Here is a 12,866-nt window from a genome sequence, read left to right as displayed (position 1 = left end):
AATAAACCTCCTCCTGAGAGGAATCCCACATCACATCGTCATCACAAAGCCGTTGATTCGCCCGGGATCTCAGCTCACTCGCTGTAACGTCGATTGGGTGCGTACCGAACCGAAGCTCACCCGTCTGGACCGGGTCTTCGCCCGGCTGGACCGTGAGCCGGAACGACCGGCCCACATCGATGTGCCGAAGATGAGCAGGCACCGCATCGTGCTCTTCGCGGCGACCCTTGCCTTCTACGGCGCGATCGTGTGGGCCGTGGTGATCACGTCCTGGCTGGTCCGGCTGGACTGGCAGGTCATGTTCTTCCGCCCCTACCAGCAGTGGTCGGAGATCCACTGGTTCGTCGACTACTACGTGGTCCTCGGACAGCGCGGCCCGACCGCCGTGATGGTCGCGGCCTGGCTGGGCTGGCGCTCCTGGCGGCAGCACACCCTGCGGCCCCTGCTCGCACTCGGCGTGTCGCTGCTGCTGCTGAACATCACGGTCGGCGCCGCCAAGTACGGCATGGGCCGTCTGGGGCCGCACTACGCGACCACCATCGGCGCGAACGAGATGTGGCTCGGCGGCGATATATTTCCGAGCGGTCACACCGCCAATGCCGTGGTGACCTGGGGAATCCTGGCCTACCTGGCGTCCAGCGCGAGAGCGCAGCGCTGGCTGTCCGCCGTGTCCGCGGTGACCTCGCTCGGTGTCGGGATGGCCACCGTCTACCTCGGTACGCACTGGCTGAGCGACGTGCTCCTCGGCTGGACCGCGGGTCTGCTGATCCTGCTCGGGCTGCCGTGGTTCGAGCCGCTGATCGCCCGCGCCGAGGACGCGATCTTCGACCTGCGCGACCGTCTGCGAGCTCGCAGGGCCCGTACCTCGGCAGTCCCGGTCGGCGCGCCGCCCGTCGTGGTCACGCCCTTGCCCGACCGTGACGACGTCGCGGCCCGCTCGTCGCGGGCCCCGGTCCATCTGGCGCCGGGCCCGCACTCGGTCCGCTCGGAGCGCTCGCCGGTCACCCCGGCCGGCAGCCGCCGCCCGCCGCACGCCGAGCGCCACCCGCGCGGTTCCGCCTCGTCGGCCCGGCCCGTGACGGGCGGCTGACCACCGGCCGGTACGCCTCCCCGCACGGCATGGCGAAGGCCCCGGTTCCGGAACGGAACCGGGGCCTTCGCCGGATCTCAGCCCTTCCAGGCCCGCGCCACCCGGCCGCCCTTGACCTCGAAGTTCAGCCGGCCCACGCGGTACTCCATCGTGATGATCGCCCCCGGTGGCAGCGCGCGGACCGTCGGCCAGCCGCGCTCACGCGCGAGGCGTTCGGCCCGGTCGGCCTCCAGGCCGACATAGGTGTCCGGGCTGTCGTCGGGTTCCGCGGAAGGTGTCGGAGTCGGTGCCATGCCGCCACGCTATGTCCTGCCCGGCGACCACGGAAGTCCGGGCGGCGACCACGCGGATCCGGGTCGCGGCCGGTCACTGTCCGCCTCCCGTCACGCTTCTGTCACAAGATCACGACAGGGGTTTCGGGAGCTGTCCGTCACACGGACGAGCGGTTCCGTACGCCTTCCGCAGGCATTCGATCGTCATTACCGCGTGTCCCATGAGCTCATGGAAAAGCCCGGCGGAAAGTGCCGGGAGAAGCGCCTTCCGAGCTCCGTTCCTTTCCGCTGCCGGACCGGCCCGGTGAAGTCGGCGCGATACAGGAAATGCATGGCTCCGGCACGAAGAGGCCGGTACGCCCCCTGTCGGAGCGCACGACGGCGCGAGCATCATGGCGTGAGCTCGCGGGCACGTGAGGCGCGGGCTACGGCGGGCCCGGTACGCGATGAGCGAAGGGGCGAGCGAGCGATGGGGACGCAGACCGTACAGGCGGTGACGCCGCCCGAGCCGCGCACACGGCACGGACGGGTGGTGGTCGACTGGCTGACGACGACGGACCACAAGAAGATCGGCCATCTCTACCTGGTCACGTCGTTCGGGTTCTTCCTGATCGCCGGGGTGATGGCCCTGCTGATGCGCGCCGAGCTCGCCCGGCCGGGCCTGCAGATCATCGACAACGAACAGTTCAACCAGGCGTTCACGATGCACGGCACGATCATGCTGCTGCTGTTCGCGACGCCGAGCTTCGCGGGCTTCGCGAACGAGCTGATGCCGCTGCAGATCGGCGCGCCCGATGTCGCCTTCCCGCGGCTGAACATGTTCTCGTACTGGCTGTTCCTGTTCGGCGGGCTGATCGTGCTCGGCTCGCTGCTCGTGCCCTCCGGGCCCGCCGACTTCGGCTGGTTCGCCTACGCCCCGCTCAACAGCGCGGAGCGTTCGCCGGGTGTCGGGCCCGATCTGTGGATCATGGGGCTCGCCCTGTCGGGCTTCGGCACGATCCTCGGCGCGGTCAACTTCATCACCACGATCATCGGGATGCGCGCCCCGGGCATGACGATGTTCCGGATGCCGATCTTCGTGTGGAACACCCTGTTCACGTCGATCCTGATCCTGATGGCGTTCCCGGTGCTGGCGGCGGCGCTGCTGGTGCTGGAGGCGGACCGGCGGTTCGGTGCGCAGGTCTTCGACGCGGCCAACGGCGGCGCGATCCTGTGGCAGCACCTGTTCTGGTTCTTCGGCCATCCCGAGGTGTACATCATCGCGCTGCCGTTCTTCGGCATCATCACGGAGATCATCCCGGTCTTCAGCCGCAAGCCGTTGTTCGGCTATCTGACGCTGGTCGGCGCGACGATGGCGATCACCGGCCTGTCGATGATCGTGTGGGCGCACCACATGTTCGCCACGGGAGCGGTGCTGCTGCCGTTCTTCTCCTTCATGAGCTTCCTGATCGCGGTGCCGACGGGTGTGAAGTTCTTCAACTGGGCCGGCACCATGCTCAAGGGCTCGCTGTCGTTCGAGACGCCGATGCTGTGGGCGACGGGGTTCCTGGTGACGTTCCTGTTCGGCGGGCTGACCGGGGTGATCCTCGCGTCGCCGCCGATGGACTTCCACGTGACGGACACGTACTTCGTGGTCGCGCACTTCCACTACGTCGTCTTCGGCACGGTCGTCTTCGCGATCTTCGCTGGCTTCTACTTCTGGTGGCCGAAGTTCACCGGGAAGATGCTCGACGAACGGCTCGGCAAGATCCAGTTCTGGACGCTGTTCGTCGGCTTCCACACCACGTTCCTGGTGCAGCACTGGCTGGGCGCCGAGGGCATGCCCCGCCGGTACGCCGACTACCTCGCCGCGGACGGGTTCACGGCGCTCAACACGGTGTCGACGATCGGCGCGTTCCTGCTCGGCATGTCGACGCTGCCGTTCCTCTACAACGCGTGGAAGACCGCCAAGTACGGCGAGAAGGTCGAGGTCGACGACCCCTGGGGCTACGGCCGCTCCCTGGAGTGGGCGACCTCGTGTCCGCCGCCGCGGCACAACTTCACGACGCTGCCCCGGATCCGCTCCGAGTCTCCGGCGTTCGACCTGCACCATCCTGAGTACGCGGCGGTGACTGCGCAGCCCGAGCCAGAGCGCCATCAAGCCGGTCCCGGGTCCTCCTGATCGCCTCGATCAGCCCGTCGGGCTCCAGCACCTCGAACTCGAAGCCCAGCATGACGACGTGGATGACCATCACGTCGAGGCTGCCGGCGCCGCAGCGCAGCAGGCAGCTGTCGGGGCCTTCGGCCTCCAGCACGCCGGCCGAGGGCGAGATGTGCTCGGTGGCCTCCTCCAGGGGTACCAGGAGCCGCACGACGGCGTGGGTGGCGTACGCGCGCGTGGAGACGCCCTGGGAGACGTAGGCGGCGAGGTCCTCCGCGGGGGGCTCGCGGGGAGCGAAGCGCGGGCCGTGCGGCGGCCTGGGCGTGACACGGTCCACGCGGAACGTGCGCCAGTCGTCCCGGTCGAGGTCCCAGGCGACCAGGTACCAGCGGCGTTCGGTGCACACCAGCCGGTGCGGTTCGACGGTGCGGCGGGAGGGGGTGCCGTCGTGACCGCGGTACTCGAAGCGCAGCCGCTCGGCGTCCCGGCACAGATGGGCGAGTTCGGTGAGCACGGCCGGGTCGACCGAGGAGGGCAGCGTGCTGCGCAGCATCGGCACGGTGACGGCGTTCAGGGCTCCCACGCGGCGGCGCAGCCGGTTCGGGAGCACCTGTTCCAGCTTGGCGAGGGCCCGGACCGAGGTCTCCCCGATGCCGTCGATGCCCTGTCCGGCGGCCGTGCGCAGTCCGACCGCCACGGCGACGGCCTCGTCGTCGTCCAGGAGCAGCGGCGGCAGTTCGGCGCCGGCGCCCAGCTGGTAGCCGCCGCCGGTGCCGGGGCTGGCGTTGACCGGGTAGCCGAGTTCGCGCAGCCGGTCGACGTCCCGGCGCAGGGTGCGGGCGCTGACGCCGAGCCGGCCGGCCAGGTCGGCGCCGGACCACTCGCGGTGGGCCTGGAGCAGGGACAGCAGACGCAGCAGGCGGGCCGAGGTCTCCAACATGGGGCGAGTCTGTCAGGCCTTGCGGACAGGCACTGTCCTCAAGGCGCGTAGGCCAGTTGCGGGACGGTGAAGCAGGTGCGGTTCATGTCCCCCTGCCCCACCCACCCCTTGCCGTCCTGCCAGCGGGCCACCGACAGGCAGGTCCGGCTGGTCTTCGGAGGCTCGGGCAGGCGGTCGAAGCGGACGGGGAGCAGCAGCCCACCGGCGGTGTATCCCTGGCTGCGGTCCATGAACGAGTCGACGCACGCGCGCGTGATCCCCGTCGCCGCGCAGGACGTCGCGGCGTCGGTGAACCACCGCGCGGCCGCCCACCCCTCCAGCTGCCACTGGGAGTGCGCCGTCAGCTCCCTCGTCGCCTCGCGGAACTCCCGTACGGCCGGGTGGCCGGTGTCGTCGAAGTTGCGGCTGGCGCCCGTCGCCCAGAGGGCGTTGCGGCAGCGCGGGGCGTCCTTGTAGTCGTCGGTGACGGTGGACGTCCAGTTCTGCACATTGGTCACCTTGGCGGTGACATCGGCGCCGGCTTCGTCCATGGCCTGGCAGAGCCGCGCGTTGCCGTGCCCGTCGATGGCGTCGAACACCAGGTCGACGCCCTGCTCCTTCAGATCGGCGGCGACGGCGCGGAAGTTGGGCAGGGCGAAGTCGACCTGCTCGGTGACGACCTTGTAGCCCTCGGCGCGCAGGCCCCGCTCGACCAGCCGGGCGTAGGCGGCCGAGGCGGACTGGTTGTAGGAGACGACGGCGGCGGTGCGGGCGCCGTGTTCGCGTGCGAAGTAGCGGTAGACCTCGGTGCCGCCGTACAGCATGCCGTCCCAGCCGGGGGTGCCGTCGCGGGGCGCGAGGCTGCCGTAGATGCCGTAGAGGTGCGGGTAGGTGTCGTAGGCGGCGCCGATGGGCTGGCCGCCGATGTCGGGCACGCGCGCGCGTGCGACGCGGGAGGCGCCCGCGTAGTCGAGCGCGGTGGTGGCGACCAGGGCGACGACCTCGTCCTCCTCGACGAGCTTGTGCACGCACTCGTTGTTGCCGACTCCGCTGCCGCCGTCGTCGCAACGGCGTACCTCGACCCGGCGCCCGTCGATGCCGCCGCGCGCGTTGAGCCGCTCGAAGAAGGCCACCGCGCCGTCGCGCGGGCCGGTGAAGGCGCTGCCGCCGACGGGGCTGGTGGCGCTGGTGACGATGCCGACCCGCAGGGGTGCGGCGTCGCGGGGCGCGGGGGTGCGGTCGTCGTGCTCGAAGTCGCTCTCCGGGAGCCGGCTGCCGCAGGCAGCGCTCAGGGCGAGCAGCAGGACCGCGACGAGGATCTCAGCAACCCGGAACCGGCGACCCATTGCCGCTCATCTGCACCAGCGAGCACAGCGCCTTGACGGACACCTTCCAGGTGCCCTCCTCCTCGACGGCTGTCCCCGAGGCGTTCGGCAGAGCGGTGGCGCCCTTCAGGGTGAGCGTGTATGTCACGTCCGCCTCGGTCGCCGAGGTGAACTCGACCTTGGTGACCTTCGCCTGGACCTGTCCGCCGCGCTCGTCACCGCTGAAGGCCTGGAGAACCGGCCCCATCCGGTCGCCGTTCTCCAGGATGGCCTGCTTCTCCTCGGTCGAGGTCTTCGGATCGAAGAACTTCTCCCAGTTCTGCCTGACCTCCGCCTCCGCCGCGGCCCGGTCCGCCGGTGCACTGGCCGGCGCACTCGTGGTCCGCTCCGCGGTCGGGGTGGGAGGCGTGGACTCGCTGCCGCCGCCGCTGTCGTCGCTGCATGCCGCGAGGGCCGGTGCGAGGGCCAGGACCAGGGCGGCGGTGATCGCCGTGCCCCGTCCCGCGGTGCGTGGACCCCCTGTCGCGTTCCCCCGCCTGAGGTCGCTGCCGAGAACCATCTGGCTCACCACCGGGTGTCGGTCCGGGCCATGTGCGGCCGGTGCTTTCAGGGTCAGCTTCCACAGGGCATAGTGCAAGCGATCGGCCGACTTGAACAGGCAGCCCGACGCACGCACAGCCGAATCCGACGTGTGGGAGCCAGCGATGCGGACCAGCCGACTGCGGACCGTGCATCCCGTCCTGTGGGCCGGCTGGGCCGCCCTGGCCGCCGGCGCGGTGCTGTGCGCCGTGGGCTGGTACGGAGTCTCAGGCGAGCGCTACGCCGAACGGCAGCTGCCCTACCTCGCCTCCTGCACGATCCCCGGGGCGGCGCTGATCATCGCCGGGGCGGTGCTGCTGGCCCAGGGCAGGGGTTCGGTCGCCGCCGCGCGGGTGGAGGAGCTGTACGGCCTGCTGGTGGCGGCCGAGCCGGCCGGGACTGAGGAGACCGGCCGGGCGGCGCTCGCGCCCCTCGCGGTCAGCGGCGACCTGCTGATGGTGCCGGGCGGCACACTGTGGCACCGCGCCGACTGCCCGCTGGTCGCCGGCAGGACGGAGGCGGTCCCGGTGGACTCCAAGCTGGTGGCGAGCGGTGAGCTGGACGCCTGCCCGATCTGCGAGCCGGCCGAAGAAGCCGACTGATGTCGTCGCTGACGTACGACCTCACGCTCGCCGGGCTCTCGGTGGGCAGCGCCGCGGCGCTCACCGGGATCGGCCTGATCGTGACGTACCGCGCGACCGGGGTGCTCAACTTCGCGCACGGCGCGATCGCCATGGTGTGCGCGTACGTGCTGCGGCAGTGCGTGGTCGAGTGGGGCTGGCCGCTGTGGCTCGGGGCCGCGGTGACGCTGCTGGTGCTGGCGCCGGGCTTGGGGGTGGTCCTGGAACGGTTCGTCTTCCGGCCCCTGGCGGTCCTGGGCGGTGATCCTGCGCAGACGCTGGTGGCGTCCATCGGGGTGTTCGTCCTGCTGGTGGGCGGCGCGGCGCTGCTGTGGGGGCAAGGGGCACGGGACGACGCGCCGGTGCTGGTGCCGGACGAGCCGTGGGGGCAGCTGGCGGTGGTGCTGGTGCTGGCCGCGGGAGTCGCGGCGGTGGTCCGCCGGACGCGGTTCGGGCGGGAGCTGCGGGCGGTGGTGGACGACCGGCGGCTCGCCGTGCTGGGCGGTATCGACGCGGACCGGGTCGCGGCCACCGGCTGGGCGTTCGGTTCGTTCACGGCAGGGCTGACGGGTGTGCTGCTGGCGCCGTACGTGCGGCTCGACCCGTACGGTCTCTCGCTGCTCGTGATGGAGGTCGTGGCGGTCGCGGTGGCCGCGCGCATGCGGAGCCTGCCGGTCGCGGTGGTGGTGGCCCTGGGCATCGGGGTGGCGCAGAGCCAGCTGACGCGGCTGCATCCGTCGGGCTGGGCCGAACCACTGCCCCAGGCGGTCGGCACGAACCTGTTCGTCGTCGCGCTGCTGGTCGCGGCGCTGGTGCTGCCGGGCATCGGGGAGCGGGACGCGCTGCCGCGCACGGCCACGGCGCGCGTGCCGACCCCGCCGGGCGCCTGGATCGTGGTGCTGGTGCTGTTCCTGCTGCCGCTGGGTCTCGCGGGCCGGGACCTGCACACCTCGGTCCAGGTGCCGGCGCTGGCCGTGATCCTGCTGTCCCTGGTGGTGGTCACCGGACGCGGCGGCCAGATCTCCCTGGGGCAGTCCGCGTACGCGGGGCTGGGCGCCCTGTTCACGGCGCTGCTGGCGTCGGGCCGCTTCCCGGGCCTGCCCCGCCTGCCGGAACTGGCGGCCCTCGCGGTGGCGGTCGGGCTGGTGGCGCCGCTCGGCCTGCTGACGGGCCGGCCGGCGATCGGCCGCCGGGGCCTGGCCCTGGCGCTGGCGACGTTCGCGGTCGGAGTGGGGGTGAGCCGCTTCGTGTTCGCCCAGCCGTACGCCACGGCGGGCCTCACGCTCGGCCGCCCGGCGGGCTTCGACGGGGACCGGGCGTACTACGTCCTGGAGCTGCTCCTGCTGGCGGTCGCGCTGCTGGCGACGCACGCGCTGCGCCGGGGGCGGACGGGCCGGGCCCTCGCCGCCATGCGGGACCACGAGCGGGGCGCGCAGGCGGCGGGCGTCCGGGTGCCGTCCCTGAAGCTGCTGGCGTTCGTCGCGGGCGCCGCGCTGGCCGCGCTGGGCGGCGCCATGCTCGGCATGGGGCTGCGTGCCTTCGACGCGGGCGCCTACGACCCGGTGCGGGGCCTGCTGTGGTTCGCGGCGGTGGTGGTGCTGGGCGCCGACAGCACGCTCGGCGCCCTCGCCGCCGCGGCCCTCCTGGTCGGGCTGGACGCGGGCAGCCGTGGCGGGGTCGCGGCGGCCCTCGTCGGCATCCTGGCGATCCTGGTGGGGCGCTTCCCGGGCGGCCCGTACGAGGCCCTGCGCACAACGGCGGAACGCCTGCGGCCGCGCCGTAACCCGGCGCTGACGGAGGCGGGCATGCGGGCCCGCGCGCGGCTGCACCCGGCGGAACCGCAGCCGGCGCGGCGGGCACCGGTGCCGACGGGGGCGACGGGCCTGGTGCTCAGGGCGAAGGACGCGGGCGCGGGGGGATCTGTCGGTCGGGGCGAGCGCCGATACAGCCAGGGCCGTCCGCAACGCCGCCCGATGGCCACGGCCCCCGCCGCCGCGCCCCTCCTCACCGCCCGGGACCTCCACGTCCGCTATGGCGGCTTCACCGCTCTCGACGGGGTGGACCTGAGCCTCTCCCCCGGCCGGATCACCGCTGTCGTGGGGCCCAACGGGGCGGGGAAGAGCACCCTGTTCCACTGTCTGGCCGGGACGCTGCGCCCGGGGCGCGGGACGGTGCGGCTCGCCGGGCGGGACATCACCGCGCTGCCCGCCCACGCCCGCACCCGGCTCGGTGTCGCGCGGACCTTCCAGCAACTGGCCGTCTTCCCCTCGCTGACCGTGGCCGAGAACGTCCGGGTGGGCGCCGAGCAGGGCCGGGTGGCCGACCCGGGCGCGGTCGAGCGCACCCTCAGACTGTTCGGGCTCGACGGGCCCGTACGGGCACGGCCCGCCGCCTCACTGCCCACCGGGACTCTGCGCCGCGTCGAGCTGGCCCGGGTCCTCGCGGGCAGCCCCCGCGTCCTGCTCCTGGACGAGCCCGCCGCCGGTCTCGACACCGCCGAAGTGACCGCCCTGGCCCGGGTCCTGAAGGCCCTGGCCGCCGACGGCACGGCCCTCCTCGTCGTCGAGCACGACCTGGACCTGGTGGCCGGTATCGCCGACGTCGTGCAGGTGATGACCGCGGGCCGCATCGTTGCCTCCGGTCCGCCCGGGCACGTCCTGGACGCCCTGGACCCGGGGGCCGGCCGATGACGACGCTCTCCCTGCGCCACGCACGCGTGCGCTACGGCCCCCTGGAGGCCCTGCACGGCATCACCCTCGCCGCCTCCGGCCCGGGCCTCACCGTGCTGCTGGGCCGCAACGGCTCCGGCCGCACCACCGCCCTGAACGCCCTGGCCGGCACGCTGCCCCTGTCGAGCGGCGCAGTGGTGTGGGACGACACGGACGTGACCCGCGTCCCGGCCTACGAACGCGCCCGGCGCGGGTTGTGCCTGGTGCCGGAGCGGCGGGCCGTCTTCGGCTCGCTCACCGTGCGCGAGAACCTCGAACTCGCCGCCCGCGACCACACCGTGGCCCTCGACGCCTACCCGCAGCTGCGGCCCCTGCTGGAGCGGCGCGCAGGCACCCTCTCCGGAGGGGAGCAGCGCATGCTCGCCCTCTCCCGGGCGCTGCTCGCACGCGCGCGCGTGGTGCTCGTCGACGAGCCCGCCCAGGGCATGTCTCCCCCGGTCGCGGCCCGGACGTACGAGCTGCTGGGCGCGCTCGACGCCTGTGTGGTGATCGCCGAGCAGCGGATGCCGCCCGCCCTGCGGGAGCGGCCCGCCGTCGTCTACGAACTGCGCCGCGGGGCCGTCGTCTTCGCCGGGGAGGCGGGTGAGCTCGCGGGCTGACCCGGAACGCCCGCGTGCCAGGCGTCGTGGGGCGGTGGAGCGGGTGGCACCACGCCTGGGCCCCGTCCGGTCGGTCGACCGGACGGGGCCCGTGTCCCGGCGAGGGGGAGCAGCGGCTCAGAACCTGAGGCGCAGGCCGGGCACGATCACGTCGGGGTCCGCCCCGATGACGGTCTTGTTGGCGGCGTAGAGGCGCTGCCAGGTGGTCCCGTGCCGGGCGGCGACGCCGCTCAGTGTGTCGCCCCGGCGGACGGTGTAGTCACCGCGGGAGGAACCGCGGTCCGCGTGTTCCGCGGCGCGCGCGGGGGCCTTCGACGGCTTCGCCGCCGAGGGCTCGGTGGAGGTGACCGGGTCTGCGGCGGGTGCGCCACCGCTCGCCCCGGCGCGTGCCGAGCAGACGGGCCAGGCGCCCCACCCCTGGGCGCGCTGGACCTTGGTGGCGACGGCGATCTGCTGGGACCTGCTCGCCCGGTCGGCGGTCGGCGCGTAGGCCGTGCCGCCGTAGGCGTTCCAGGTCGAGGGGGCGAACTGGAGTCCGCCGTAGTAGCCGTTGCCGGTGTTGATGTGCCAGTCGCCGCCGCTCTCGCACTGGGCGATGCGGTCCCACACTCCGCTGTCGGCCGCCGCGGCGTTTCCGGTCGCGGCCAGCAGTCCGAGGGGCGCGAGCAGTGCCGCCCCGGCGAGGACCGCCGTCGTACGAACCTGGTGCTTCCGGGCGGTGGAGCGAGTGGTATCGGCACATTCGGACATGTAGGTCCCTTTCGAAACACCCGGGATCCCCCAAGGCGGAGCGCGGCTCCCGCGCCATGGGACGCGAGGGTCGCGCTCACCCCGTCCACCGGAGCGGTGCCGTGCCCGGTTCCTGGGAACCCGGCGGCCGGTGGACGTACCCGAGCGGTGCTCGTTGCACACGGCGGAGGAATCTAAGGAGGTGGGCGGCCGGCATCAACCAGTCGCCCGTCCGGGCAGGCCAGTTGACCGATACCTCGGGTAACGGCAATTTCCGGACACCCACTTCATTCGCGGATTTCCGGATTTATCGACCAACCCCCCTGGCGATCTGTGACCCACTTCACCCACCCAACGCCCTTTGCGGCACGGCGAGTTGACGGTGAGTACGCGATTCCGCGCGAAGCGTGACTCCGTGCGCTGGATGGTTCGATTCCGTTCGCCCTGGGGCGTGACTCCCGCCACAGATCGCCCGTTGTCTTCTGCATGAGCCGGGACCTACCCGGACCACGGGCCGGGAGCCACCCGGCTTTGCCACACACCGCATCCCCGAGGGAGCCACCCGTGCCGCGCATGCTCGACGTCAGCGACGAGGTACGCGCCGAGATCGGCGACGAAGAAGCAGACCGCCTGCTCGCCGGAGAGACCGCCCCGGGCAGTTACGACTGCACGTCCTGCCGCACTCCGGGCGACTCCGCGCAGGAGCGCACCAGCACCGTCCTGTTCATCGGGGACGAGACCGCCGTCCTCGCCTTCGCCCACGCCGGCTGCCTGCCCTCGCAGGTCGTGCAGGTCACCGAGGAGCAGCTGCGGGGCGCCGTGAAGTCCATCACCGGCGACACGGTCGACCTGGAGCCCGACAAGGCAGTGCCCGAGCAGGCGGTGCTCGGCGTGACCAGTGGGCTCGTCCTGATCGGCGGGGAGCTGCATCCGGCCCTGGTGGTCGAGCCGACCGGGCCCATCGCCCGGGCCGGTACGACCGGCGGCGGCGACGAGTTCCTGCCGCTGCTCATCGAGCAGGGCTTCATGCCGCTCACGGAGCTGTCCGCCGTACCGCCGGTGCTGCACGGCTGGTCGGTGCTGCTCGCCGTGGGCCAGCTGCACGCGGTGCTCCAGCCGGGCGTGGGCGGCGGCCAGCCGGTGGCCTGGTGGCAGGCGCACCAGCCGCTCCAGGTGACCGAGGGGTGGCGCGCGGCCGCCAACAAGCACCAGCAGGTGCTGATGTTCGCCGCGCCGGCCGGCTCGATCGGCCGCCAGCCGCGCGAGGACCTGCTGCGGGACGCACTGGACAAGGCGGCGGCGAACGGACTGCTGGTCGCCTCGGCGCTGCCGCTGGCCGGTACCTGAACCGCACGTCACCCATCCACGCCACCCACCTGCGAAAGCCGTACCCGGGCCGCATCCCTTGACCCGCGGGGTCGTTTGGACATACGTGCACGCATACGACGTTCCCCGCCGCCAGTCCTTCTCGCCGATCCCGTCCGCGCGATCGGCTCAGGACTCCCAGGGCGGCCCATCGGCCACGCCGATCTACGACGCGCTCTACGCCGAGTACGTCAGGTCCTTCCGCGCACTGCCAGGCGACCGCAGCGGCGAGGAGAAGCTGGGCTTCACCGCCTTCGGGAACACTCCGCACGGTTCGGGCTCGTACGGAGGGACGTACGGCGGCTCGTACAGTGCCTACAGCGCGGGTGCCCAGAGCGCCCGCCACGCCGCCGGGCAGCAGCCGCAGTGGCAGCGCGTCGGGACCGCCGGCTCGCACGGCACGGGCGCGCACGGCACATGGATGCACTACGTCCCGGCCGCGCTGCCGCCGGGACGGCGCGGCAGCTGAGCGAGCACGGAAGCACCGGAAAGGGCGGCC

The 12,866-nt window shown here is 72.6% G+C and carries 11 protein-coding genes and 1 pseudogene; 7 read left to right on the top strand and 5 right to left on the bottom strand.

Annotated features, from left to right (window positions below; all coding sequences use genetic code 11):
- Nucleotides 1–97 precede the first annotated feature (97 nt).
- Nucleotides 98–1,090, top strand: a complete 993-nt coding sequence (locus ACZ7EG_RS30560) for a phosphatase PAP2 family protein (RefSeq protein WP_471085845.1) — start codon at nt 98–100, stop codon at nt 1,088–1,090.
- A gap of 77 nt (nt 1,091–1,167) precedes the next feature.
- On the opposite strand, the gene ACZ7EG_RS30555 is transcribed toward ACZ7EG_RS30560, so the two are convergent.
- A complete protein-coding gene (locus ACZ7EG_RS30555; protein WP_388137572.1) occupies nt 1,168–1,383 on the bottom strand; it encodes an I78 family peptidase inhibitor in 216 nt (71 codons plus the stop codon).
- 448 nt (nt 1,384–1,831) lie between these two features.
- On the opposite strand from ACZ7EG_RS30555, the pseudogene ctaD reads away from it, so the two are divergent.
- Nucleotides 1,832–3,508: pseudogene (gene ctaD, locus ACZ7EG_RS30550) on the top strand (aa3-type cytochrome oxidase subunit I); the annotation flags it as partial.
- Here ctaD and ACZ7EG_RS30545 read toward each other — a convergent pair.
- Genes ACZ7EG_RS30545 through ACZ7EG_RS30535 form a run of 3 tightly spaced genes read right to left on the bottom strand, consistent with a single transcriptional unit; the run spans nt 3,402 to nt 6,305 of the window.
- Nucleotides 3,402–4,442 carry a helix-turn-helix transcriptional regulator gene (locus ACZ7EG_RS30545; RefSeq protein ID WP_471085842.1) on the bottom strand — a complete coding sequence of 347 codons (1,041 nt, stop codon included), beginning with the start codon at nt 4,440–4,442 and terminating at the stop codon, nt 3,402–3,404. The pseudogene ctaD and the gene ACZ7EG_RS30545 overlap by 107 nt on opposite strands.
- 38 nt (nt 4,443–4,480) lie before the next feature.
- The gene (locus tag ACZ7EG_RS30540; protein ID WP_471085839.1) at nt 4,481–5,767 is read right to left on the bottom strand and encodes an ABC transporter substrate-binding protein; all 1,287 of its coding nucleotides are present in this window, start codon (nt 5,765–5,767) and stop codon (nt 4,481–4,483) included.
- Nucleotides 5,742–6,305, bottom strand: coding sequence for an MTB12 C-terminal domain-containing protein (locus ACZ7EG_RS30535; protein ID WP_471085836.1), 564 nt, complete (start codon nt 6,303–6,305; stop codon nt 5,742–5,744). Before ACZ7EG_RS30535 ends, ACZ7EG_RS30540 begins: the two co-directional genes overlap by 26 nt.
- 145 nt (nt 6,306–6,450) lie before the next feature.
- On the opposite strand from ACZ7EG_RS30535, the gene ACZ7EG_RS30530 reads away from it, so the two are divergent.
- The 3 genes from ACZ7EG_RS30530 to ACZ7EG_RS30520 are packed head-to-tail and all read left to right on the top strand — an operon-like array spanning nt 6,451 to nt 10,273.
- Nucleotides 6,451–6,927, top strand: a complete 477-nt coding sequence (locus ACZ7EG_RS30530) for a hypothetical protein (protein ID WP_471085834.1) — start codon at nt 6,451–6,453, stop codon at nt 6,925–6,927.
- The gene (locus tag ACZ7EG_RS30525; RefSeq protein ID WP_471085831.1) at nt 6,927–9,635 is read left to right on the top strand and encodes a branched-chain amino acid ABC transporter permease/ATP-binding protein; all 2,709 of its coding nucleotides are present in this window, start codon (nt 6,927–6,929) and stop codon (nt 9,633–9,635) included. The genes ACZ7EG_RS30530 and ACZ7EG_RS30525 overlap by 1 nt, the downstream gene beginning before the upstream one ends.
- On the top strand, nt 9,632–10,273 hold the full coding sequence (locus tag ACZ7EG_RS30520; RefSeq protein ID WP_471085828.1) for an ABC transporter ATP-binding protein: 642 nt from the start codon (nt 9,632–9,634) through the stop codon (nt 10,271–10,273). Before ACZ7EG_RS30525 ends, ACZ7EG_RS30520 begins: the two co-directional genes overlap by 4 nt.
- Nucleotides 10,274–10,390: 117 nt before the next feature.
- Here the strand turns inward: ACZ7EG_RS30520 and ACZ7EG_RS30515 are convergent, their stop codons facing one another.
- Entirely contained in the window at nt 10,391–11,023 is a 633-nt protein-coding gene (locus tag ACZ7EG_RS30515) for a LysM peptidoglycan-binding domain-containing protein (RefSeq protein ID WP_471085825.1), read from the bottom strand.
- Between the two features lie 543 nt (nt 11,024–11,566).
- On the opposite strand from ACZ7EG_RS30515, the gene ACZ7EG_RS30510 reads away from it, so the two are divergent.
- On the top strand, nt 11,567–12,349 hold the full coding sequence (locus ACZ7EG_RS30510; protein WP_471085822.1) for a hypothetical protein: 783 nt from the start codon (nt 11,567–11,569) through the stop codon (nt 12,347–12,349).
- An 85-nt stretch (nt 12,350–12,434) separates the two neighbouring features.
- The gene (locus ACZ7EG_RS30505) at nt 12,435–12,836 is read left to right on the top strand and encodes a hypothetical protein (protein WP_471085819.1); all 402 of its coding nucleotides are present in this window, start codon (nt 12,435–12,437) and stop codon (nt 12,834–12,836) included.
- The last annotated feature ends 30 nt before the right edge of the window (nt 12,837–12,866 follow it).

Source organism: Streptomyces sp. NPDC037100, from assembly GCF_055606225.1.
The sequence above is the reverse complement of the archived record's forward strand: the minus strand, read 5'-3'. Positions and strand labels throughout refer to the sequence as shown.